The following is a 21663-nucleotide window of genomic DNA, read 5'->3' on the forward strand; positions in this document are numbered from 1 at the left end:
TCTCCATATAAAAAAGTTTACAAGTCTGCTGGTACATGCGGATTAAACGCACCGCTCTTTATAATGCCATAGGCAATTACGCTAGCGATCAGGGCATAGGCGATTCTGGGTATCCATTCGGCGACCTGTCTTTGTTGCAGGGCCAGGCTGGCATTTTCTGCCCTGGCATAATGGGCCAGCATTTCAGGCAGGCTGCCGCTGCCTTCGCCAGTTTGTATCATGCCCAATAGTGCACCATCATTGATACCTGGTATGGCACGCACGGCGTCAGATAGTGATAATCCGTCTTGCATGAGTGGCAAAATGCGGGCCAGTTCGCGGCGCAGCAAGACATTGCTGGCTGCTTGCAGACCTAGCGGCAGGGCTTCAAACATGGGCAGGCCCGCTTCCAGCATCAAGGCCAGGCTTTGCCAAAAATCGCAGAGATTACGGCGTTTATGCATCTTCCCCAGGATAGGCAGTGCCAGCAGGATTTGATCCAGTATCGAGGCTGGCGCATCTGCCGGGCGCATCTGAAAACGCCGGTAAGCGTGTATACCACCTGCTACCAAACCAGCGGCAAGCAAGATGCTACGCAATGCCTGCCACAAATAAGCACCCATACTCAGCGCGCCGGAAACCAGTTGTGGCAAAGGGCTGATGAAGAGCGACATGAGGGCCATCATGGCCGGTAGCATCATGCGTGACTTGACGCTGGCAATTTGCTGGGCTCTTTCTTCATAATATTTGGCCAGATGGCGATAAGTTGGCGTTGGGTCGCCAGCCGCCAGGGCTGCCTGTATCAATCCTGCTTCCAGGGGTGTCCATAAATTGCTTTGCAGACCTGCATCGGCCAGGTTTTTGCCGCGTTTGACCGCTTGCAAGGTAGCCACCATGCGCTCTTGATAGGGCGCAGGCAGCTTGATCATGGGCAAGGCTTGCAAGGGACCTATGCTGGCGTGGCTTAGTGCAGACAGTTGCAAGAGCAAGTCGGCGCGTATCCGATAGGGCAAGGCTGATTGTGGTTTATTTTTCATGCAAACTATGATGCCTTGGATTAAACTCAGGATATATCCACGCTCATCGACAGAGGGGAAGCGCATGCGCATTTTATCGGGTTTTCAGCGTTCATTGTTGCGCCTGGTCGCCAGCCTGGGCTGGTGCCTGGTCAGTGTCGCGGCGGCGAATGCAGGAACGGCTGCCGCTGCTCCCGCAGTCTGCGCTCATCCTGCCATGCGCGAATTTGATTTTTGGCTGGGTGAATGGGAGGTGCATACGCCCGACGGTAAACTGGCGGGGACGAATAGCATCAAGCGTGAGTATGATGGCTGCGTCATCCATGAAAAATACACTACCGGACGCGGTTATAGTGGCGAGAGCCTGAATATCTACGACGTGCCACGCCAGTTTTGGCATCAGACCTGGGTAGACAATAGTGGCACTCTACTCTTATTGGAAGGCCAGCTGCAAGCTGGCAAGATGGTGCTGGAAGGGCAGAACCTCGCAGCGGAAGGACATAAAGTCCTGCATCGTATTACTTGGACACCCAATGCAAATGGTTCAGTAAGGCAGTTATGGGAATCCACTGACGCCAAGGGTATATGGTCAGTGGCTTTTGATGGCCTGTACACGAAAAAGTAAGTGCTTAAAATCTGGACTACTCTTTTCTGGAGATAGCGATGCGCACATTGACATTATCTGCAGCCTTTTTGTTTGCTACTTGCTGCCTGCATGCCCAGGCTTCTGAAATTCTGGAAATTCAAGACTACCATGCCAGCGAAGCCCAGGTCGACAAGAAAGGGCCGTGGTTGGGCTTGCAGCAAATGGGTAGAGGGTGGCGTCTGGTCGCGACCAAACCTCGCTTCAAGAATGTGCCTGATCCCATTTCCGGGGCAGGTGTGCGGGTGAGTACGAGTTTATCCAATGTCAGGATTTTATTGTCAGACCCTGGTTTGAAAGCAGGGCGGGTCAGTTTATCGGATGAAATGAAGTTGGTCAGCGGCTCTGTTGATGAAGAGTTTGAGTTGACTACGTTGCCATCGCTGGGGCAGGAAAGAATCATGCATTTACAGGGCAGTGAATACAGCCTGCAAAACCGGGAAGGTAAAATCTATTTCAGACATGAGGGCAGGGAACAATACTTGTTTGACCATGTAGAAAACCAGGACGGTGATAATAATGGACGCCTTATCTGGGTAGGGGACCTGGATCGTGACGGCAAGCTTGATTTCATTGTAGACGCATCCAATGAATACAATGTCACGGAATTACACTTGTATTTGTCCGGGCAAGCGGCAAAAGGTGATTTGCTGAAACTCGTCAGCAAGCGTAAAAGCACCGGTTGTTAATGTTGACGGGAGGTTGCAGTGCATGCTGCTTGGTTACATTTGCTTACCGTCGTAACATAATGTGGGTCTCCTTTTTGCAGGCTTGGTGCGTTATTGGTGCATGAGTCATCACAAACTGAAGGAGAGCATCATGGAAGTATCCACTACCAGCAAGCGCATACACCCACTCGTAGCAGGCGCAGCCTGTTCGGTCATTCTGGTCAGCTTATTAGGTGCTGCTGCCCTGACAGGCGTATTGCCAAGTTCTCACAGTAGTGCAAATCCGGCTGGCAATACTGTGCCAGCCATGGACAACAATGCCAACCTGGGCTATTCAGCCAATAATGCCTCTCTGCCCTTGGCCAATAATGTCAACAATACGAATCCTCCCGCAGTAAATTATGCGAATACGACGCAGAATGCCTATGCCGCACCGGCTCCAGCCAGAGTGGCACAGAGCAGCCATCATCAGCTTGCGCGCACCTATACAGAGCCAGCCAGGACTTATCATACCCAGCCAGCACAGGCTCAAAATAGCCCGGTGGGCATAGGTGTAGGCGCGGTACTTGGTGGTTTGATTGGTAGCCAGGTAGGTAATGGCAATGGTCGTACACTGGCGACGATCGCCGGTGCAGTAGGAGGTGGTTATGTTGGTAATGAAGTGGCGAAAAGAAATCCCTGATTAATCGGAAGCTTGGAATTTAGCTAAAAACCGGGTGTCTGCAAGAAAGCGACACCCGGTTTTTTTAATTATGGCTGGCGTGTATTGATTAATGAGCGCAATAAATCGGCAGCAATGCCCTTATTGGCCCAGGTTTGCGAGAGATCCAGGTCACCATCTGCACTGACGATGATGAGAATATTCTGGTTTTGCAAATCCACCAGATTCAAGATACGTACCCCGGCTATCCAGCCCTGGCGCTCGACTATCATGAGCGGGTTAGCCGTATCGCTGGCCTTGAAGGGATAAGACCAGACACCTATCGCACCCCCAACATTATTTGGCTTGACCATCTCATCGCGGCTTTTGGCAGACAGATATTTGCCACGCATGAAGGCCAGATCAAACGCATATAAATCCGCCAGGGTGCCAAAGCTGGAACCAGCCGGGCCATAGCTGGCAAAATTCACTGCTGGTTCAGGCTTGCCACCCAGGATGCCATGCACATGGGTTTTGACATCCGGTTGGGCCGCAGTATAGTAAGCCGCGCCTTGCATGCCAGCCGGGCTGAAGATACGCTGCTGCAGCAAGCTTAAAAAACTTTGCTTGTTGATTTTTTCCAGCAAGGCACCGAGGACGATGTAATCGCAATTGTTATAGTCAAATTTGCTGCCTGGTTTGGCATTGGCTGGGCCCGCGCACAGGCCAGTGGCAAAATTCTGTATATCGTCGCCACTATTGGCATCCATCATATGCACCGCAGGATTGATCATTTCATTGTACAGACCTGAATAATGGGTCAGTAATTGCCGCAAGGTGGCGCTGCGTGCCTGTACATTGGGGTAGTCTGGCCAGTAAGTGCCCAGGCTTTGATCCAGCTGCAATTTCCCGGCTTCCACTTCCTGCATGACCAGGATGGCCGTCATTTGCTTGGTGATGGAGGCGAAACGGAAGCTTTGCCTGGTATCGGTGAATTTGCCCAGGCCTTTCTCCAGCAAGACCTTATCACCACGGGCGGCAAAGACCAGGCCTTGAAAGCCACTGTTTTTCAGATTCTTGGCGGCGTCTTCGAGGCTGGGGATGGCTTTGGGTGTTGCAGCCAGGCTGATATTGGCCTGCAAGCCCAGGGCCAGCAGGCTGACAGCCAATAATCGCAAGGGACCTGGAACTGATAGATTAAATCGTGGCATAACTGGCTCCGCGTGAAAAGTGATGGGTGTACTCATGTACAAAAGCATGCAATTTTTTACCTGGATACAGTTTAACAAATGTAGAACAAGATTATGTGCGTCTTCATTTAAAGCCCACCTATAATCATCAGATTACTCGCAACTTTGCTATAAGTATGAAGACCGATACTGCCGAGTCCCTGTTTTATCAAGCCAATCACCAGATGGCGCAGGGGCAGTGGGATGCTGCCGAAAGCAGTTTTCGCCTGGCCCTGGAACTTGAGCCTGATTTGGCCGAGGTGCATGCCAATCTTGCCTGGTTGTTGCAGCAGCAAAAACGGCATGCTGAGGCTGGGGCAGCTTATCAGCGCGCCTGCCTGCTTGCTCCTGACAATGTGCAAATCACTTTGAACTATGGTGTCATGCTGGCGCAAGAAAGGCGCTTTGCCGAGGCTGAGCAGCTATACAGGCAAGTTTTGCTGCAACACCCTGATTCAATCTTTGCCTTGTGCAATCTGGGTGTCTTGCTGGCCAGTACGCTGCATGAAATTGAAGCAGAAGCCTGCTATCGCCGGGCTCTGGAGCTGGACCCTGCGTATCGCAAGGCAGCATTCAATCTGGCTTATTTGTTACTGCGGCAAGGCCATTATGCCGAAGGCTGGCGCATGCTGGAGGCGCGTGAAACGCCTGCCATACTGGATTATTATCTGAGTCAGCAGCCTCATTCGCTGCGCTGGCAAGGGCAAGAACTGGTTGGCAAATCCATCATCATCCTTTTCGAGTCCGGCCATGGTGACACCATACAATTCACCCGCTATGCCAGTCTGTTAAAACAGGCTGGTGCCACGTGCGTCACTTGTCTTTGCCATCCTGCCCTTAAGAAACTGTTTGCCAACCTGGATGGGCTGGACGATGTATTTTCCTATGAAGAGAATATCCCCGGCAGCGGCTGCGACTATTGGGTGCCTATGTACAGCTTGCCGGGATTATTCCATACGCAAATCGATAGCATTCCTGCCGAGCTGCCTTATCTGCATGCCCATCCACAGGATGTGCAGCACTGGGCCGCTCGCATGCAGGGTCCTGACGAGCATTTGCGCATAGGTCTGGTATGGCAGGGGAATCCACTTTTTGAAAATGATGGTTATCGCTCCATACATGATCTTGCTGTATTCAAAACCCTGGTCGACGTACCGGGTGTGCATTGGTTCAGCCTGCAAAAAGCTGAAGGGGAGGGGGCAGCCTCTGGCATGCCCCTGACCTTGACGAGCCTGGGATCTGATATCAGGGACTTTGCCGATAGCGCCGCCATCATCATGCAACTGGATTTGTTGATAACAGTAGATACTGCCGTGGCCCATCTTGCAGGCGCTTTAGGCAAGCCTTGCTGGCTCATGTTACCTGCCTACCAGACAGACTGGCGCTGGCTCAAGGACAGGGCAGACAGCCCCTGGTATCCCGCCGTCATGCATTTGTTCCGTCAGAAATACTCGGGTGACTGGTCTGGGGTCATGCAAGAGATCAAAGATGAATTAATGAAATTGCCAGCTATCAGTAAATACTCGGTTTTGAGCTGATATGGTAATAATGTTAATTTTCTGACGTCGGACAGTGATGCCAGTGCGGCAAATATGCCTCTGGCAGCACGACAAAGTATAATGCCGGACCATGAATCTATTAAGAACCCTCGCTGCCATGAGTGGCATGACCATGCTGTCGCGCCTCACTGGCCTGGCTCGTGATGTATTGATTGCCACTCGCTTTGGTGCCGATGCCTATACCGACGTATTCAATATTGCTTTCCGCATCCCCAATCTGTTGCGGCGCATGTTTGCCGAGGGCGCGTTTTCGCAAGCCTTTGTACCCATACTGGCAGAATACAAGAATAAACAGGGCGAAGCCGCTACTAAAAATCTGATTGACCATGTCGCTACCCTGATGACATGGACACTGGTACTCACCTGCGTGCTGGGCATCATAGGTGCGCCCATATTGTTGTACTTCATGGCCAAAGGTTATGTAGGTCGGGCAACTGAATTCAATGTTGCCATCATCATGACGCGTATCATGTTCCCGTATATAGGCTTCATGTCCATGGTGGCGCTGGCGGGCGGTATTCTGAATACCTGGCGTGAATTCAAGGTGGCTGCATTTACGCCGGTTTTATATAACCTGTCCTCCATTGCAGGCTCTTTGTTCCTTGCACCTTATCTGGCTCAACCCATTTATGCGCTGGCAATTGCAGTGTTTGTCGGTGGCGTTTTGCAACTGGCAATCCAGGTTCCCGCTCTGGTCAAGATAGGCATGCTGCCAAAGATCAGCTTTCGCGTGGGTACGGCGTGGCAGGACGAGGGGGTGCGCCGTATCGTGCGCAATATGGTGCCAGCGATACTCGCTGTTTCGGCTACCCAGATCAGTATTGCCATCAATACCAGCATAGCCTCCAGCCTGACGACTGGTAGCACGACCTGGCTGGCGAATGCTGATCGCCTGATGGAATTCCCTACCGCCTTGCTGGGCGTGGCCCTGGGGACGATTTTATTACCTGGCCTGGCCAAGGCGCATTCTGATGGTGATACCGTAGAGTACTCAGACTTGCTGGACTGGGGCTTGCGCTTGACTTTTTTGCTGGCTTTGCCAGCAGCAGTTGGGCTGGCGACCATCCCAGAAGCCCTGACAGCAACCCTGTATCACTATAACAAATACACGGATCACGCAGTACAAATGACCTCCAATGCCCTGGTCGCCTACGGTATAGGTTTGCTGGGTCTGATTGTCGTCAAGATCCTGGCCCCCGGTTTTTATGGCAAGCAAGACATACGCACACCGGTAAAAATTGCCGTGGTCGTCATGCTGGTAACCCAGGCATTGAACTATGTCTTTGTCCCGTATTTTGCCCATGCTGGCCTGGCCTTGTCTGTGGGGTTGGGGGCATGTGTGAATGCGACTTTCCTGTACACAGGTTTGCGCAAGCGCGGTATTTACCAGCCCAGAAAAGGCTGGCCCATGTTCTTGCTTAAATTGCTTGCTGCGTTGTTGTTGATGGCGGGTGTTGCACTATGGACTAAAGACCAGTTCCATTGGCTGGAGATGCGTCATACTCCGGTTTTGCGCATGGCTGCGCTGGGTTTTGTGATGAGCTCTTGCGTGGTGACTTATTTTGCTGCGCTGGCATTGATGGGTTTCAGGCCTCGGGATTTCAGGAAAGTCACCAGGGTGTAAAGCAGAGCACTAGATTTGCTCAATTGTGGAAAGCTGGCAGATGAAAGACAGCAACTGGGATGGCGAATTATGGCTGGCGAAAGACTATGCCATCCTGCATGGTGCCCTGGGCGTGAGCGCGGTACATGCGCACCATGCCCATCAACTGATACTCTCGCTGGATATGCCTGCAAGTGTGGAGCTGGAATCCAGAGTCATCACAGATACTCGTATCTGGATAGAATCCATGCACAGCCACGCCATCCTGGCACCACTGGCCCGTCATTACTCTGTCTATGCTGAACCCTATGCTTACAATGGGCAGGAATTGTTAGCCAGCATAGAAAAGACTGAACCATCGTTGCCGACACTGATGGTGGCCTTGCAAACTGCCATACGCAAGCCTGTTCTGGATGCACGGGTAGAAACCGCGCTGGCCCAGGTGGACAGGCTCTTGTCTGGCAAGATTTCTGCCAGCAAGCTGGCGGATGATGTGCATGTCTCTCTGAGCCAGTTAGAGCGCCTGTTCAGTGCGCAACTGGGTTTGCCAGTACGCAGACTGGTGCTGTGGCGGCGTTTGCGATTGGCGATTGCGACTACGCTGGAAGGACAGAGCCTCACCACTGCCGCGCATGCGGCAGGTTTTGCTGATTCTGCTCATTTCTCACGTACCATGCGTAGCATGTTTGGGGTAAGGGCTGATCACAGCATCAGCCACATGCATTTGCGGCTGATTGATTGAAGTCATCCGTCATGGCGTGGTTGCGGTATGAACTGAGGCGAAAGTACCGCATCCTTTTTCACTTGCTTCCTCCGGAATGGCTCTTTTAGCTGCTGGCTATAAGCGACGGGATAATCAGGCTGGCTACCTATACCAAGATCGCTGCTAGTCAGGCGGTAATCTGGATAAAACGCAGTGCCCAGTATTTGATCCCATACAGGGGAGAACAGAGCGAAATTGACATTGCCTGCTTCACCATACTTCATATGATGAAAACGATGCAAAGGCGCCCAGGCAAATACATGGCGGAACATCCCCATCTTGATGTCGACATTGGAATGCTGGAGCAGCAATTGTATGGCAATCGCGAACGTCAATAGTACAGTGATCTGCAAGGGCATGCCAATCAAGAGCAGGGGCAGGATGCCCGCCAATGCCTCTATCGCCTGATGCAAAGGGTGCTTCATCAAACCATTGAAGCCATACATGCGCAGGCAGCTATGATGTACTGCATGAAAACGCCACAGCAAATCTATCTTGTGACTGAAAAAATGTGCCAGTGTAATACCGCAGTCTGCAATGACGATGGCCAGTACTAATTGCAGTGCCTGTGACCAGTTGCCTGGCCACAGATTCATCACAGGTATCAAGCCATTAAGACTGGGTATCAATGCCAGACCCAGCATATTAAACAGCTCGTTGACCAGGCCGTGCAGGGTATCGCGCTTCCTGTCATTTTGTGCGAGATTCCATTGCTGTTCATAGGGGAGATAAAGCTCTGCCACAAAAGAAATAGCTATCGCCAGTAATAGCAGGGGGATCAGGTAAAAGCTGGACAAGGAAAAGGCTGGCAGCATCCAGGTGGCCAGGCCTATAAATGAAAAGAAAAATACTGGCGCATACCAGTAAGAGAATAGCTGCTTCATCGATTTACTCCTGAGGATTAAATCGACAGCATCACTGAAAAAAGAGTTGGCGACTTGAATAAACTGCGCAACTTGAAGGAAGAAATTTATAAATGCGCAAGGCACTTCAATGGAGGTGCCCGGCCTTATTTAAAACATGAATGACTTCACCAAATTCAAATCACCTATCTTGCGCAGAGGAATGACAAAGCTCTCACGTTTTTCTCTCGCGGTGTTTTCATAAAAAACCAGAGTGACGCGGGTGGTGATGATGGGTTGCTTGCGCTGACCCTCATCAAAGTTATATCCACCTGCCCCGAAGTTGCCCCAGTAATTGACGAAGACATGGTAAGCGCCATGTTGTGGGGAGATGGTAGTGAACATTTCCGGGCCAGGGCCATCGACGCTATCCACATCCAGGCCACCACCGCCATTCAGTATGGGTGCAGCATAGAAGGCATGCTGGCCGTCTGGTGTGATAATGTGCAGGTCGACTTCTGCCTCTGGCGCATCCCATGAGCAAATGATGCGCAATTGCGGTGATAGCTGTTGGGTATTGGCTTCGTAATACTGCACACGTTGCAAGCTTTTACCGTCTGGCCCCTTGATCTCTATATTGTTGGAGCCACTGCCAAAGGCATAGTGGCGTTCAAAGCGGCCATCTGTGCCGTAGTTGAGCACCATGGGGTTGCCGTTGACGATGAGGGTATGCTTGCGCTGTTTGCCCGCATCACGGATATGGCCTTCGATGAGGGTACGGTTTTTTTGTGTACCACGGTCTATCGGTGGCAAGGGATAGGAGGCGCGCGTATCGCCAGATTTATCAGTCAGGCCGCCATAGTTCCAGCCGCCGCGCGGGCTGTTGATGGTGGGCTGGTCTTCAGCTATACAATGGGCGGCAGCGACGAACATCGTGCAAGCCAGTAGAGCAGGTTTTATCATCGTTTGCATGATCATTACGGATAGGTAAAGGATTTAACCAGGGTAAGCTCACCCGGTTTGCGCATAGGCACTTGAAAACTTTGCTGTTTTTCTGAGAGCGTGCCTTCCTGGCTGATGATGGCGACCCTGGCGATGGTCAGGTCTTTTTCATTGCCACCGCTACCATAGTAATTCACATAGACGTGATAAGTGCCTTTGGGCGGCGCAGTATTGGCATAGATCTCAGGCCCATAACCCGTGGTGACATCGACATCGAGCGCACCACCATTCTGCACGACGCGGTTACCGTAAAACACATGCTGACCATCCGGCGAAATGACGTGCAAATCAAGGTCTGTGCCATCGCTATCCCAGGACAATACTACGCGCAGACGTGCATTCGGGCGGCTGGTGTTGGTATCAAAAAACTGCACACGTTTGACTTCACTGCCATCGGGGCTGCGCACTTCCACATTGTTGGAGCCGGAACTGAAAGAGTAGGGACGGGAGAACTCGCCACCTTCGCCAATAGCCAGCGGCATGGCTGCACCATTGACGATGAGTTTGCCCGGTTTTTTCTTGTTATTGGTGCTGATACGGCCTTTGATAAGTGCCATTTCATTCTGCCCCTCAGCGTTGACTGAAGATGCAGGGTAGTGTACAGGCTGTTTAAAGCCTGCAGCTTCACCACCACTATTGCGCCAGCCGCCACGCGGCAGTTCTACATTGGAGTCTGCCGATGCGCTCAGGTTGAGAGCAGCGAGCAGGCTGCCAGCTATGCAGAGAGTGAGTCGTTTTGGGTGAAACTTGATCATGTTGTTCCTTCTATGAGACGGCGTGCCAGTTTTTCTACATAGTCTTCATTGGCACCGTTCGGATGAAATCGTAAAGCCAGGTGCAGGTATTCATGGGCGAGGGTGATGCGCTCGTCCAGGCTGCGCCAGCCGCGGGCGTAGATACGTATGCGCTTCTGGTCTGAATAGGGATTGCCGCTTGCCAGCGAGCAGATGGCTGGCGGTGTGTCTGGATGTTCAAACCCGGGCTCGCGACGCAATATGCTTTGCCATTTGTTGCTGGCATTGCTTAACCAGGTTTGCGCTGCGGCCAGTGGTTTGCAATCAGACTTGCCGTTGAAGCTGGCGATGCTGGCTTGCGGATAACTGGTGGCCAGGATACGTTCAAAATTCCAGCCCTGGTTTGCCTGCTTTGTCGCTTCTTTCAATGACATGCGGTTGTTGCCTGCACTGTCATTGTGGTAGCGAATGTTAGCTCCTTGCAATATCAGATCATCAGTGAACCAGGCTGCAGCCAGGGCAGCATCGGTGGGCGCATTGGCGCTGACGCGCTGACGGGTAGTGCTGTCGGCAATGCGCCAGCAGCCATGATCAAGAGCAGCGTTTTGTACCAGATAGCTGCGCGCCGCAATCGCGAGGCTGCGGGCAGCCTGCATATTGCTGGCGTCGCCCTCACGGTCTATGACGCGGGCGACATAATCATTGATGCTGACGCGCCCGGTGATTTGTGGAGCCATGCCTGCGGTGCGTTGCAGTGTCAGGCTGCCATTGCTATTGATGTCCAGGCTATTGCCGTTGACGAATTGCAGCTTGTATTTGCCGGACAGCGTTCCCGCACGCGCAGGCGCGCTTGTCGCAGATGTAGACAATACTTCGCGCAAGGGATAGCGCGCAAAGAAGTCCACATCCACACAATGTGCTTCGTCACCGACATTGTCCATATTATTGATACCAGCCCAGCGTGGAGTAGGCAGGGTAGTTGCCAGCGCACTGGCCCAGGTCGTAAGAGTAGAGCGGCTGGAGCCACGGGCACCAAACCAGAACGGCGTGCCATCGGCCAGCCAGCCTGCTGCGCCACCAAAGGCGCTGTTGTCGGGCAAATGCCAGGAATAAGTTTTGTAACGTATGCCTGTACCCAGTTGTGTCCAGGCTTCGCGGCCATAGCCCTGTACCGCTGTTTCCAGCAAGGCTGTGCGTGCGGCAGCGCGGGCTTGCGGAGAAAACTTGCTCAGGGTTTCCAGTAAGTCTTTTACGCTGATCTGGGTGTCGGGCTGTAATTGCGCTGTGCGCTGTAGCCAACTGGCGTCGCTGCGGGTTTGCCAATAGACTTTCCATGCCTTGTCATTCACGCCTAATCGCGTTGGTGAAAAATAGGGTGCGCAAGAGCGTGCCAGGGCAGAGTCGCGTTCTACCTGCTCACCAGGTTCGCAGCAATACAGGTCTTCATTTTTTTCCTGTTCTTCACGCGCATTCTTGCGCAAATCTTTTTTTGCTGTACAGGTATAAGCAGCTTCCTGCACATGATTATCTTGCAGATAAGCATAGACGAATAACTTCCACAAGCTACCCAGAGGTATCTTTTGTTCTGCGATTTTGTTGTCCTGGGAATTCAATGTGCGCACTTCCACCTGGCCGTCACGCAGCCAGGCGACGGTGGCCGTGCTGGCTGCATCTGCGGTCGCAGCATGAGCAACTGGCGCAACTTGTACAGATGCAGCCAGCGTGACTATGGTCGCGCTGGCAAGCATGATGGTGCTGATCACTTTGCGTACAGGATCAGCGGATTTCCATAAACGCACGTGGCTTGTCCTCAAAGGCTTTTTGCTCTGGCTGGTACATGCGGTAGTAGCGTGCTGGCGGCAGGGCGAACTTGCCGGTTTGTGCTGCACGCACCAGATGACGTATTACGACCTGGCCATCCAGCGCATCCACCGGCACGGCATAGCCGCGTGGTGTTTGCTCGTAGCGTGCACGTTCCATGGCTTCCATATCTTTGCCGCCTGGGTAACGCAGGCTGATACCCCAGGTAGAGCGGTCAGCCGAGGTGCCTGGTGGCAGAGCTACTTCAACAATACCAAAGTTCAGTTCAGGGCCAGATGTGCGGGTGAGTACCACTTCGTCGAGATAAACTTCATCTGTTTTCAGGGCAGCAGCATCGCCCAGCAATTCCAGCTTGAAGCCTGCTTTGCCTGCGACTGGCTGTACAGGTGCACCTGTGGCTGGGTTGATCGCAGGTTTGCTGGCACTACTTGGCGCTGGTATTGCTTCTGGCACCAGACGGTAAATGCGGCGTTCCACTTTTACTGGCAGGCTGGATTTTTCTGGCTCGCGGCTGTCGAACTGGGCAATGGCGATCATGCCTGCGCTTGGGTTGGACACCATTTTGATTACAGATGGGGCTGGCGTCGCGGCTGTGGTATTCCAGCGATACACGCTTTGACCTGTGATGGTTTCGCGTGGCAACCAGCCAGCTTCCAGTTCTACCTTGGCCATATTATTGCGCAGCAAAGTATCATTGCTGCCAGACTTGCCACCCAATGCACGGTAAGTCCACAGCAGGCTCAAGGCGCGGTCTATGGTCGGCGATTCTGACCTGACACGTTCGAGCACGGCAGCAGCATCGCTGGCCGGGCGTTTACCTGTCAGTATCAGCAGGGCTTCACCCAAAGGCAGGTCAGCCTGGTGTACGCGGGCTGCTGCTTCTGGCAAGGTTGTGACGGTAATGCCTGTCAGGTTGCCCTTGCTTTGCTGGACTACATAGGCTGCCAGCAGGGTGCTCATGGCATGTTGTACATCATCATCCTTGTTGGCAAAGATCATGCTGTTCATGCCTGAGCGCGGGGTGATGACGACAGGGTTTGCAAATGCACCTTTGGCACCCAGTTCTTCACTGAGGGCTTCGGCCATGGATTTTACCGGCAAGCCCATGTCCTGCATCCAGTACAGCATCAGGGCGCGCTGCCAGTGTGATTGCTTGACGCCATCCTTGCGGTAGACATCATTGAGGCGGTCAAAATGGCCTTCTGGCAGTGACAGTTTCAAGGCGCGGCTGGCATGCCAGTCAGCGTAGTAGGCGTAGGTGGTCAGCAGGGCATCGCCATCTTTTTCTGGCACTGTCCACCAGCCAAAAGTCGCGTTCGGCCCTGCCATTTGCGCCAGTCGGAAGCGGTAGCTGTACAGTCTTTGTGTCAATTGTGCGGTCAGTCTCTCTTCGCTAGGCAAGCTTGATTGCAAGGCCAGGCTATAAGGAATGAGGCGGCTGGAAGTTTGCTCAACACAGCCATATGGATAGTCGATCAAATCATCCATCAGGCGGCGGAACTGTGTGCTGGCGCTGTCAGCAAATTGCAGTTGCAGGTTGCTGGCGTCAGGCGGCAGTTTCAAGACAGTTTCCTTGCCAGTCACAGGCACGCTGACCGAGCGCTGGCTTAGCCAATGCACAGGAATAACTTTCAGTGGCACATTCAGGGCATCAACAGTCTTGCCACCTACGGCCAGGGACAGGTCTATCTTGTTGTCGAGACCATTGGCTTTCAAAGGCACCGAGATAAAATTCGCACCAGGTTTCAGCTTCAGGCTTTCTTGTTTGTTGACGCCGGAACCTGTGATATTCAGGCTGGCACTGGCGTCCTGGTTACCCTGATTGAAGATGGCAACGCTGGCATTCGGTGCATCCTGCACGCGCATCCAGTTCGGGCTGGTCCATTTCACATAAAAGTCTTTGTCTGAACGTACGTAGGCAATGTTCTGACCTACATTGCCACCAGCTTCCGTCGCACGCACGGTAATGCGCCAGCGTGTCAGGGAGTCTGGCATGGTGAAAGTCAAACGGGCGCGACCTGTGGCGTCAGTCGTGACATTCGGTTGCCATAAGGCGGTGTCTTTGTCTTCACGACGTGGTCTTTCCAATACCTTGATGGCGCGCTCATGGGTTTGCCCGTTGGCAGGCAAGGCCAGCTTGGATGGCGGCACGGCCAGGTCATAGGCGATAAAAGAGAGGCTGGCCGAGGTGCGCACATTATTGCGGCGCGGATGATAGAAGAAGTCAGAAATATCTGGTGCAATTTCAGGTTGCAGCACATAAATCATTTCATCGACGACACCCACGGTCAACTGGCTGCCCGCGGCAGGCTTGCCATCCACCATGGCGGTCAGGTCCAGCGTGACTTTGTCGCCAGGTGCATAGACTGCCTTGTCGGCTTTGACGGCGACATTGATACGTGGCTGCTCAACTTTCAAACCCAGGTTCTGGAACACATAATCAGCACCTTTGACATACACCACAGACAGGGTGATGTTGGGGCCATAAGTATCCTGCACAGGCAGTTCTACTTTCCATTGCATCGGTGACAAACGTTTGGCAATGAGCCAGCCGCTGGCACTGTTCATCAAGGCAGTTTTTTCTACCTTGTCACGTTCCAGCGTGAACAGCGCCTGATCGACTTGCTGAGGGAAGGTGATCAACGCACTGGCAGTTTCACCTGGCTTGTAGCTGGTCTTGTCAAACACCATTTCTATCGAGCCCTGCGGTGCACTGACACCAGCACCACTGACATAATGCGAAGTGGCACCCAGGATATTGCCTGCTGCATCACGTACAGACAGGGTATAGGTACCGGGCTCAGCAAAAGCCAGTGTCAATTTGCTGGCATTGGCGAGCTTGCCGTTTGATTTTTTCTGGTTTTCCAGTCTTACCCAATCCCATGTTGCCGGCGCACTGACTGTGCTGACGGTATTGCCAGGTACAGGCAGGGCAGTCAGCGCAAAGTTCATGTTTTCGCCAACGGCAGAGAAGGCACGTTCTGCCTTCAGGCTAAAGGTGCCAGCGCTGCGTTCCACCAGTATCTCCTTGGTAGAACGTACGCGGTAAGCAGCGCCATCAGTTGCCAGCACTGACAAAATATAGCGGCTGGGTTCAGTTGCTGCTGGCAGTTTGAATTCAACAAAGCCACTGCTGTCGGTGGTAAATGTGGTCGTGCTCATTTGTACCGGGAACTGGCCTGCGTAACCCAGATCGCCTTCAACGATAGTCAGGCGCTGCGCACGCACTGTCAGGTCTGCCTTGGCGTTGACGACAGGTTTGCCATCGGGGTACACCAGTTGCAGCTTGCCCTTGATTTCTTCATTGGTTTTGTAATCCTTTTTGCCGGGCATGACATTAATTTCAAAATGCGGCTTCTGGTATTCAGCCACACGGAAGGCAGCGCCATAGCTATTACCCTTGTAGCTGAAACGCAATTCATAACCACCTGCGACGGCATTGTCTGGCAACTGGAATACCGTATCACCACCAGATTGCGGTGTCATCTGCAGGGTTTGCGCTGCGACCGGGAAACCATTTGCATCAAATACCTGCAGCTTCAATTCACCCGCAGTGATGGCAGTGGATTCGCGGGCAGAGACAAAAGTACGACCCAAAAATTTCACATAGACGGTTTCACCAGGGCGATACAGAGGGCGATCAGTCACTGCATATAGTTTGGTGTTATAGATTTCACTATCGTAGTAATAATTTTCTGCGACAAACACGCCGCCCTTGCTGTCTTCACCATAAACATAGGTCTTCTCAGGTGCATCGCGTTCAAAATTGACGATGCCACTGGCATCTGTCGCCCCTGTACTCAGGATACCTGCGCCATCTGTCCACACGGTCTTGGCATTTGCCACGGCCTGGCTGCTACGGCGGTCAGCCACCCAGACCAGCATTTGTTTGCTTGATACCTTGGTCACAGCGATAGAGTCAGAGACAAACACCAAAGTCACAGCGCGATAGCTGCCGACCATGGCTTCGACCAGATACAGGCCGGGTTCTTTTTTACCCAGTGGTATCAGTACATTGCCTTTGGGTGAAATGATGAATTCACTGCTGCTGCCATCCAGTTTGACACCTTTTGGTGGCTGTACAGGCTGGGCGATGTGTACCGGGTAGCGAAAGCTGTCAACCAGGGTATGTGCCTTCAGCGGCTGGTATAGCGGGTTCATTTGCTGTGGCGTAGCTGCTTTGACCAGCGGGTGCAGGCGTACTTCCGGTACTTGCGAAGTTACGGCTTTCCTGGCGTCGGATGAAAACAGTTTGCGCCACATGCGGCGCGAGGCATCCCACCAGTTATCCCAGGTACGAGCCAGCGCATCGGACACGCCTTTGCCCTTGTAATTGCCCTGGGCGTCAATGCGGTGCAAATTCTTTTGTGCCTTCAAAAATTCCAGCGGATCTTTGACCTTGTAGACATAGACGTCCACACCGCCGAGTTCAGAAATCTGCCCCATGTCCTGGGCTTCCAGCCGCACCATGGCAGTGTCGCCCGAGCCATAAGCGGCATCACTGAGCAAGAAGAAAGAAGAACCACCGCCGCCATCCTGTGCAGTCGCAGGCAGGAAGAGCAAGAGAGCACAGAGGGCAGTCAAAAAGGTGAGATAGCGGGATTGTTTTAATGTAGCTTTCATTGGGCGCTTTCAGGCGGACAAGAAATTGAGGCGATACACGCCAGCAAAATTGGGATTATCTTGGGTAGGGTGCCAGCGCGTATCGCGCCAGGCTTGCAGGTCGCGTAGCTTGACTGCGCGCAGGCCATTATCAGTTGGTGTGACCGTGCCAGTGTGATAGGCGATGTAAGAATTCATCCACACCATCAGATGCTGGGCGTCGCCCTGGTCATAGAACAGCAGGTCACCGGGGGACGCCAGATTGCAGTCCTTGCCGCGGAACCTGGCATTCTCCTGCACCATTTCTATGGCGCTGACATAGGCCGATACCGTGCCGTCAGCCAGTCGCCACTGGTGGCGCACTGATTGCGTGCCCTGATCGAGATCGATTTCTGGTGGCAAGGCAGTGCCCAGCATGCCATTCGCGCGCTTCCATTTTTCATCATGCTCGCGCAGGGATTCAGCTACTGCAAATCGCACCAGACCGACGCAATCACGCTGTTGCCAGCGTGGTGTCGGGCCTGCAGTCAGCTGGGCGGCAATGATGCGCGTCATCCAGGCACGGCAACTGCGCGACTGGGCTGGCGTTAATGTTTGTGCAGCGGTTTGTGCTGCGACGACAGGCGCGGTCGTTGTTCCAGCTTTGGTAGCATTCACGGCAGGCAATGGCACAGCCGGTGCCGTGAGCTTATTGGCCAGCGCCAGTCTGTGCCAGCCCAGCATGGTGCTGGTGGCAAGCATGCCAGTCAGTACATGCCGGCGTTTCAATTGGATTTCTCCTTGCTGACCCATTCAACTTTTTGCCAGGCTTTGCCACTGGCTTGGGCCTTGCTCAATTCCAGGCGTATCGGTGGGTAAGTTGCCAGGGCTTTGATGCGGGCGGGCAGATGTGTCTTCGCCGCTTCCAGGAAGCTGGCATCTTCAGGCTTGGCCAGGGCGGCATAAATTTCACGCTGAGCCATTTCTGACAAGGGGCGTGGTGTGATCAGGCCCAGGGTGCTTTGCGCGCCAGATGTCTGGTCAGCTACACTGGGATTGCTGCGGGCGATGGTATCGACCACTTTTTCTACCAGGCCACCATCGGGTGAGAACACCACAAAGTCGCCGCTGGCGGCCAGCGTAGCCATGCTCTTGGCATTGCGCCATAATTTCTGGTCTGGCTTGGCCTTGGTCGTGCCTTTGCCTGGTGTCGCTTGTTCACCGCTGGCTATCGCCCAGGTCGCCATGGCTTGCAAAGTGGCATCGCGGTTGGCGGTGTTCAAAGGCAGCTTGGTGATAAACACCGGGGAATACAAATTCGATTCGCGATACCAGCAAGCCAGGCCGGGGCCGGACAGTGGTGCCAGTGCCTGATCTGGCAACTTTGGCTTGGCATCTGCTTGTTTCAATACGGTATTGACCATATTCCAGTCAATGGGCACGGTGATGCAGGCGCTGGGGTTGGCTGGTGCGGCTGTCCACAAGGCAGGGTCAAGCAACTGGGCAGAAGAAGTCTTCTTGGAATCCAGCCAGACTGAAGTTGACCAGTTGCCACCGAAGTCAAAGCGCACTCCCTTGAAGCCAGATACAAAAGCGCCATAACCCAGGGCCATGGTCGGCGCACCTATCGCCATGGTATGTTTTGCAGTGTCCGCAGCCTGGGCTGGTGCAGGGGCGATATTGTCGAGATCAAATTGCAGCGACAATGCGCCATCATGTTCCAGCCATTTGGCAACAGCAGCACGGGCTTCTGTCACGACACCGTTTTTGTCATCAAATAAGAGGCCGGGATCAGACAAGACCACCACACGATCGCCCTGGCTGATCAGCAGCAGGGTACGACGTGGATTGACTTCCAGCGCCATGATCTGGGCCTTGCCATTACTGGTGCTGATATCGCCAGCCAGTTTGAGCTGGCCATCTTTCATCGCTACCTTGGCGGCTTCCTGCAAGGCTTTGTTGAACAGGCCCATGCGCATGACGACGGCATAGTGGCGCAAGGCACCTTTACCATCGCGCCAGAAAGCCACTTCTGCCGGTTCATTGAAAATGCTGGCATACAGCTTGTCTTGCCAGTCAAGGTCATGCTCATAGGCAATACGTTTGACAGCACCATTCAAACCCATGCGGTCTTCATTTTGTTCATAGTAGAAGGCCAGGTCTTCGGTCAGCACATCTTTGGCGATGGGCACTTGCAGCAAGTCACGCGGCAGTCTGGATAAACTGCTGGTGCGTATCAAGGCATCCGGTTGTGACATATCCACCATGAGGCGGGTGCCAACATAGTGATAATCCTTCAAATGCTTACTTAACTGGTAGGCGACAGCAGCAGCGGCAACTGTGACAACAGTGCCGGTGACGATCCAAATACGACGCATGAATTCTCCCTCGGGGATAAGGCTCTTTTATTGCACGGATACTATCCAAAGCTAGCTTGCAAGACAACAGTTGCGGCTGGCTATTTGGTAATTTTCTGTAAGCGTACGTATTAAGATTTGAATCGATGATTGTGCCACGAGAGAAAGAATAAATTATTTTTGTTGCAATAAATATTTTTCGCTTTTGATTGAATATTTCTTCTTGGAAAATATCCGTTCGGGAAAATAAAAACTGTGATTAGCTTTGCAAGCGCCGCAATATAAAATCAGCTCCCATGCTGCCCATGGGGGAAGTCAGTACAGATGTGTTGCATGACATTTCTGTTGGTCAAAAGAAGCCTGAGGATGCATGATTTGCTTCAGATCGTCTGGCCCGGATGAATATCCAGGCTTACAAATACATTTTGCCTTTTCCTGAGGATCTTTCCATGAGCAGAAAAAATGAGCAGCTTTGTTGACAGCGGATATTGTATAAAAAAATGGAATTTATTTTGTTGCAAGATATTTTTAGCCTATAGAATTGCTTTTCCATAGTGCAAAATAATCGCGGACGAGGAAATCATGACATTCATTAAATCCATGCTGGGTGCGGCGGTTCTCGCCCTGGTATGCGCCCCCGTTTCATCTGCAATGGCTTTTTGCGGGTTTTATGCTGGCAAAGCTGACGCCAGTCTGTTTAATGAAGCAAGCCAGGTGGTTATCGCCAGGGATGGTAAACGCACGGTCTTATCCATGTTGAATGATTACAAAGGGCCATTGAACCAGTTTGCCCTTATCGTCCCCACCCCGGTTGTATTGCAACAGGGCCAGGTGCGAATTGCCGAGCGGGCCAGCTTTGAGCGTCTGGATGCCTACTCCAGTCCGCGTCTGGCCGAATATCATGATGCCGACCCCTGCCAGTTTAGTTTTTATTGGGGGGAGGGCATAGAGCGTATTCAACCTATGGCGGTGATGTCTGCCCCTGCCCCGGCACCCTCAGGGTCTGCCCGTGATCGTGCGCTTGGCGTCAAAGTCGAAGCTAAATACACCTTGGAAGAATATGATATCGTCAGCTTGTCTGCCAAAAAGTCGGATGGTCTGGAAATCTGGTTGCGCGAAAATGCTTACAAGATACCCAAAGGCACTAGCGAAGCATTGCGCCCTTATATCAATCAGGGCATGAAATTTTTTGTTGCCAAGGTCAATCTCAAGGAACAGCTAAAAACCGGTTATACCCACTTGCGTCCTTTGCAATTTGCCTTTGAAAGCGAAAAATTCATGTTGCCCATGCGCCTGGGCATGCTCAATGCAGCTCCAGGCAAACAGCAAGATTTAATCATCTATATGCTGACCAGGCAGGGGCGCGTGGAAAGCAGCAATTATCGTACTGCCTACTTGCCTGCCAATAAAAATTTGCCACCATTTATCAAGACCAGGTTTCAGGATTTTTATAAAGCCATGTTTGATAACAGTACAAAATTGGAAGATTATCGCGTCGTTTTCACCGAGTATTTCTGGGACATGTCCTGGTGCGACCCTTGTGCGGACACGCCTTTAAGTCGGGATGAATTACGTAAGGCAGGGGTGTTCTGGGTGGATGGAGATGCAGACCAGGGTTTCGCCATGATGCAAAAACCCGCATCCGGTCAAAATTTTCCTGTCGTAAGCTCTACAAGCGGCGCTCAGCAAGCGATGTTGACCCGTTTACATGTGCGTTATACACCCAAAAGCTTTCCTGAGGATCTGATGTTCACCCAGACTCAGGACAAGCAAAACTGGCAAGCCCGTTACATCATACAAAACCCTTATGCGGGCAATGTGGCGGAGTGTAGTGAACGAGTTGGTAAATATGAGTGCGAATCCATGTGCAAAGAAAGAGTACCCCTGGTCTTGCGATCTGAGAATAAAAAAGAAGAATGGTTCCCAGCAGAGTACAAAAACAAGGGATGGGCTGAGTTACAGCAGCAATGCGTAAGGGCCTGCAAGGCATCCAAGCTAAATGCAATCAAGACTGCCACAGATTATTACCGCCGCGACTTACCTGAGCGCGTCATCAATGAGAAACAAACACTGGCGAACCTGACTGGCTGGGCTATGGCAGAGATTGATGCCATGCCAGGTGCCAAATTACAGTCAACGGGGGCATTGGAAGTCAGCAAAAGTCAAAAATAATAAAAAGTGATGTATGCGTTGTTAAATAGTGAGTTTATTTTGGGGGAAATAGAG

16 protein-coding genes are annotated in these 21663 nt (G+C 52.5%); 7 read left to right on the forward strand and 9 right to left on the reverse strand.

What is annotated here, in order from left to right; translation table 11 throughout:
- Nucleotides 1-17: 17 nt before the first annotated feature.
- Entirely contained in the window at nt 18-1016 is a 999-nt protein-coding gene (locus ACO0LF_RS23245) for a type II secretion system F family protein (RefSeq protein ID WP_423018335.1), read from the reverse strand.
- A gap of 64 nt (nt 1017-1080) precedes the next feature.
- Here ACO0LF_RS23245 and ACO0LF_RS23250 point away from each other — a divergent pair, with 64 nt between their 5' ends.
- From ACO0LF_RS23250 to ACO0LF_RS23260, 3 genes are all read left to right on the forward strand, one after another.
- Nucleotides 1081-1620, forward strand: a complete 540-nt coding sequence (locus ACO0LF_RS23250; RefSeq protein WP_423018337.1) for a hypothetical protein — start codon at nt 1081-1083, stop codon at nt 1618-1620.
- 38 nt (nt 1621-1658) lie between these two features.
- Nucleotides 1659-2327, forward strand: a complete 669-nt coding sequence (locus tag ACO0LF_RS23255; RefSeq protein WP_423018339.1) for a hypothetical protein — start codon at nt 1659-1661, stop codon at nt 2325-2327.
- Between the two features lie 130 nt (nt 2328-2457).
- The gene (locus ACO0LF_RS23260) at nt 2458-2988 is read left to right on the forward strand and encodes a glycine zipper 2TM domain-containing protein (protein WP_423018341.1); all 531 of its coding nucleotides are present in this window, start codon (nt 2458-2460) and stop codon (nt 2986-2988) included.
- Between the two features lie 68 nt (nt 2989-3056).
- Here ACO0LF_RS23260 and ACO0LF_RS23265 read toward each other — a convergent pair whose 3' ends face one another.
- The gene (locus ACO0LF_RS23265) at nt 3057-4157 is read right to left on the reverse strand and encodes a serine hydrolase domain-containing protein (RefSeq protein WP_423018343.1); all 1101 of its coding nucleotides are present in this window, start codon (nt 4155-4157) and stop codon (nt 3057-3059) included.
- A 155-nt stretch (nt 4158-4312) separates the two neighbouring features.
- Between ACO0LF_RS23265 and ACO0LF_RS23270 the strand changes: the two genes are divergently transcribed.
- From ACO0LF_RS23270 to ACO0LF_RS23280, 3 genes are all read left to right on the forward strand, one after another.
- A complete protein-coding gene (locus ACO0LF_RS23270) occupies nt 4313-5713 on the forward strand; it encodes a tetratricopeptide repeat protein (RefSeq protein WP_423018345.1) in 1401 nt (466 codons plus the stop codon).
- 91 nt (nt 5714-5804) lie between these two features.
- A complete protein-coding gene (murJ, locus tag ACO0LF_RS23275) occupies nt 5805-7358 on the forward strand; it encodes a murein biosynthesis integral membrane protein MurJ (RefSeq protein WP_423018347.1) in 1554 nt (517 codons plus the stop codon).
- A gap of 40 nt (nt 7359-7398) precedes the next feature.
- Nucleotides 7399-8079: a helix-turn-helix domain-containing protein gene (locus tag ACO0LF_RS23280; protein WP_423018349.1), complete on the forward strand. Its 681-nt coding sequence runs from the start codon at nt 7399-7401 to the stop codon at nt 8077-8079.
- 2 nt (nt 8080-8081) lie between these two features.
- Here the strand turns inward: ACO0LF_RS23280 and ACO0LF_RS23285 are convergent, their stop codons facing one another.
- The 7 genes from ACO0LF_RS23285 to ACO0LF_RS23315 form a co-directional block, all read right to left on the reverse strand.
- Complete coding sequence (locus ACO0LF_RS23285) at nt 8082-8984, reverse strand: sterol desaturase family protein (RefSeq protein ID WP_423018351.1); 903 nt, start codon at nt 8982-8984, stop codon at nt 8082-8084.
- A gap of 129 nt (nt 8985-9113) precedes the next feature.
- A complete protein-coding gene (locus tag ACO0LF_RS23290) occupies nt 9114-9914 on the reverse strand; it encodes a YfaP family protein (protein ID WP_423018353.1) in 801 nt (266 codons plus the stop codon).
- 5 nt (nt 9915-9919) lie between these two features.
- A complete protein-coding gene (locus ACO0LF_RS23295) occupies nt 9920-10699 on the reverse strand; it encodes a YfaP family protein (protein ID WP_423018355.1) in 780 nt (259 codons plus the stop codon).
- Complete coding sequence (locus ACO0LF_RS23300) at nt 10696-12477, reverse strand: DUF2300 domain-containing protein (RefSeq protein ID WP_423018357.1); 1782 nt, start codon at nt 12475-12477, stop codon at nt 10696-10698. Before ACO0LF_RS23300 ends, ACO0LF_RS23295 begins: the two co-directional genes overlap by 4 nt.
- Nucleotides 12455-17122 (reverse strand): alpha-2-macroglobulin family protein, encoded by a 4668-nt coding sequence (locus tag ACO0LF_RS23305; protein ID WP_423018359.1) that lies wholly within the window; start codon nt 17120-17122, stop codon nt 12455-12457. Before ACO0LF_RS23305 ends, ACO0LF_RS23300 begins: the two co-directional genes overlap by 23 nt.
- Nucleotides 17123-17131: 9 nt before the next feature.
- Entirely contained in the window at nt 17132-17869 is a 738-nt protein-coding gene (locus ACO0LF_RS23310) for a DUF1175 family protein (RefSeq protein ID WP_423018361.1), read from the reverse strand.
- Nucleotides 17866-19458 carry a DUF2138 family protein gene (locus tag ACO0LF_RS23315; RefSeq protein WP_423018363.1) on the reverse strand — a complete coding sequence of 531 codons (1593 nt, stop codon included), beginning with the start codon at nt 19456-19458 and terminating at the stop codon, nt 17866-17868. Before ACO0LF_RS23315 ends, ACO0LF_RS23310 begins: the two co-directional genes overlap by 4 nt.
- 561 nt (nt 19459-20019) lie before the next feature.
- On the opposite strand from ACO0LF_RS23315, the gene ACO0LF_RS23320 reads away from it, so the two are divergent.
- On the forward strand, nt 20020-21609 hold the full coding sequence (locus ACO0LF_RS23320) for a DUF2330 domain-containing protein (RefSeq protein ID WP_423018365.1): 1590 nt from the start codon (nt 20020-20022) through the stop codon (nt 21607-21609).
- The last annotated feature ends 54 nt before the right edge of the window (nt 21610-21663 follow it).

The sequence above is a fragment of the Undibacterium sp. Di27W genome (assembly GCF_049340345.1).
Lineage (GTDB): Bacteria > Pseudomonadota > Gammaproteobacteria > Burkholderiales > Burkholderiaceae_D > Undibacterium.